The organism is Candidatus Palibaumannia cicadellinicola (genome assembly GCF_002855795.1).
Taxonomy (GTDB): Bacteria; Pseudomonadota; Gammaproteobacteria; order Enterobacterales; family Enterobacteriaceae; genus Baumannia; species Baumannia cicadellinicola_C.
In genome coordinates this window covers 1-2,970 of the sequence record NZ_NJPO01000137.1, presented here as the reverse complement: position 1 = coordinate 2,970, position 2,970 = coordinate 1, and the positions used below count along the sequence as shown (strand labels likewise).

Annotated in this window: 3 protein-coding genes; 2 read left to right on the top strand and 1 reads right to left on the bottom strand. The window is 45.6% G+C overall.

Annotation, left to right across the window (positions count from 1 at the left end; translation table 11 throughout):
* The first annotated feature begins 100 nt into the window (after positions 1 to 100).
* Entirely contained in the window at positions 101 to 1,024 is a 924-nt protein-coding gene (gene hemC / locus CEX73_RS02600) for a hydroxymethylbilane synthase (protein WP_101627035.1), read from the top strand.
* Between the two features lie 6 nt (positions 1,025 to 1,030).
* Positions 1,031 to 1,777 carry a uroporphyrinogen-III synthase gene (hemD, locus tag CEX73_RS02595; RefSeq protein ID WP_101627034.1) on the top strand — a complete coding sequence of 249 codons (747 nt, stop codon included), beginning with the start codon at positions 1,031 to 1,033 and terminating at the stop codon, positions 1,775 to 1,777.
* Positions 1,778 to 1,802: 25 nt separating this feature from the next.
* Here the strand turns inward: hemD and lnt are convergent.
* Positions 1,803 to 2,970: apolipoprotein N-acyltransferase (gene lnt / locus CEX73_RS02590; RefSeq protein WP_101627033.1), on the bottom strand; the 1,168-nt coding region annotated here is incomplete at its 5' end.

Below are 2,970 nucleotides of genomic sequence, written 5' to 3'. Positions count from 1 at the left end.
ATGTGTGGATGATTCTTAAGTTGAATTATCATTCAATCAATGTTTCATATATACAGTACCTTAACTATATAAGTAATTATTTTATGCTAAATAACCATTTATGCTAAATAACAGATTGAAAATAGCAACTCGTCAAAGTCCGCTTGCTCTTTGGCAAGCTAACTATGTACGTAATCAATTATTACGCTATTATCCTAATCTACTAGTTGAACTAGTACCAATAGTCACTAGCGGCGATCTAGTTCTCAACAAGCCACTGACAAAAGTAGGAGGAAAAGGATTATTTGTTAAAGAGTTAGAACAAGCTATGTTAGACAGACGGGCTGACATCGCAGTTCATTCTATGAAAGATATAACTATTTCTTTCCCCGACGGTATCGGACTAGCTGTGTTGTGCGCTCGTGAAGATCCACGCGACGCTTTTGTTAGCCCGCATTATACCAGTATTGATACGCTACCGATCGGTGCTGTCGTCGGTACTTCCAGCCTACGCCGGCAATGTCAACTACGCGAACGTCGCCCTGATTTAGTCATACGTGATTTGCGCGGGAATGTTGGTACTAGGCTGGATCAATTAGATCAAGGTAAATATGACGCGTTAATTTTGGCAGTTGCGGGACTCAAGCGACTTGATTTAGCACACCGAATCTGTATGGCCATCGATCCTGCGGATTTATTACCAGCGGTAGGTCAGGGCGCAGTAGGCATTGAATACAGACTGGAGGATACCCATATTCTAGCAATATTAGCTCCGCTACATCACCACGATACTGCTCTGCGCGTCGGTGCGGAACGCGCAATGAACGCTAGGCTGGCAGGTGGATGTAAAGTTCCCATTGGGAGTTATGCCGAGATTGAGGGCGACCAAATTTGGTTGCGTGCTCTCGTTGGTGCGCCCGACGGCTCCACTATTATCCGCAGCGAGGGACGAGCACCTCTGGCTCAAGCAGAAATACTTGGCCAACGTCTGGCCGACGATCTTTTGTGCCGAGGAGCGAACGCTATCCTTAACCGTGTTCCTTAGCGATAGATGAGCATCTTAGTCACTCGACCATCACCAGCCGGAGAGCAGCTAGTGAACCAATTGCGCGCGTCTGGCAAATCTGCCTGGCATCTGCCGCTTATTCACTTTTTACCAGGCATAGATCTTCCTATGCTGGCGGAGCGCTTAACTGCTCTTTCTCATGATGATTTGCTGTTTATTGTCTCCCAGCATGCTATTGATTATGCTCATTCCTGGCTACTGCAGCAAGGAATAACGTGGCCGGTTAGGCTGCGTTATTTTGCTATTGGTCGTACTAGCGGGCTACGGCTACGTAGTTTGAGTGGTTTACCGGTCATCTATCCGCACACGCACCAGTACGAAACCAGTGAAGGTTTGCTAAGTCTACCTTCTCTGGCTCGCATAGATGGTAGGCGCGCTCTGGTTCTACGCGGAAACCGAGGACGAGAGTTGCTAAAGAGAACCCTACTCCAGCGAGGTGTTCAAGTAGAGTATTGCGAATGCTACCGTAGATACCCAATTACTTACGACGGTGAGGAGCAGGGTCGTCGCCTGCTGTCGCTTGGGATTAAAACACTGATCATGACGAGCGGTGAAATGTTACAACAATTTTATACTTTAATGCCTGAATACTGTCATAACTACTGGCTTATGCGATGCCAGTTAATAGTAGTGAGTGAACGTTTAGCTATCCTTGCCCATCAATTAGGTTGGAAAAATATCGTCGTCGCAAACGTAGCAGATAATGATGCATTAATGCGTGTACTACTTTAACATGAAATGAGACATGCTGAATTAGCTATCTATCTCGTTGATTACGTCCAAACATCAGCGCGCTTAAACCAATTATTGCGGTCACAATCCATAGTAAACAAGAGCCGGTACGAGCGTAAGGAGTTAGACCGCTAGTTGGTGTGACCATAACATTAAGTACTTGACGTGTGAACTGTGGTAACTGTGCCTGCGGTGTACCATCAGCTAGGATTACTGCAGTAATTCCGTTATTAGTACTATGCAGTAGCGGTCGACCTAGTTCCAGCGAGCGCATGCGAGCCATCTGAAAATACTGCCAGGGACCGATGGAATCGCCAAACCAGGCATGATTAGAAATAGTAAGCAAAAAGTCTGAATCAGGGCGAAAATTATCTCGTACCTGGCTACTGAGAATTATCTCATAGCATACGGTAGCTGTTAGTTTCATTCCGGCCGCAGTTAATTGCTTTTGCCGATAATTACCCTGAGTCAAAGATGACATGGACAAATTGAATAATGGTGTGAGTGACCGCAACCAGCGTGGTAGCGGTACCATTTCACCAAATGGCACCAGATGATGTTTGTTATAGCGATTTTGACTAGGATAATGGTAAGGGGTAGATTCTCCGAGTATAACAATACTGTTATAGTAGTTATAACCATATGAAGTAGGACGTGAATCAATAATACCAGTTATTAAACTAGTATGTTGCAATCGCAATTTTTGATCTAGTGTCGTCAGGAAAGCTATTTGCTCTCTCTCATGATCTGGAATAGCTGACTCAGGCCAAATGACTATTTGGGCCTTACCAAGCACCGGTTGAGTATATTGTAGATAAATATCTAATATTATGGGTATTTGATCACCATTCCACTTCATCGACTGAGCAATATTTCCCTGTACCAATGCCACGTTTATCGAACGATGGTGCTGGGGTTTATACCAGTGCAGCAAGGACAAAGGCCAGGGTAGCAGTAGTAAAGCAAGCGCCCAGAATACGTGCTGCATGCGTCGTTTTGACAACGCACTGGCAGTCAAGCCGCTGATAATCACCAGTAGGAATGTGATTGCTTCAACACCTAATATCGGCGCCAAACCTTTCAACGGCCCGTCAGTTTGACTGTAGCCGAACTGCAACCAAGGAAAGCCAGTAAGCACCCAACCGCGCAGGAACTCGGTCAGCGACCATAATACTGGCGCACCAAGTGCAAGC

Coding starts and splice junctions, on each gene's coding strand:
- hemC (WP_101627035.1), top strand. CDS start 101: ATGCTAAATAACAGATTGAAAATAGCAACTCGTCAAAGTCCGCTTGCT.
- hemD (WP_101627034.1), top strand. CDS start 1,031: ATGAGCATCTTAGTCACTCGACCATCACCAGCCGGAGAGCAGCTAGTG.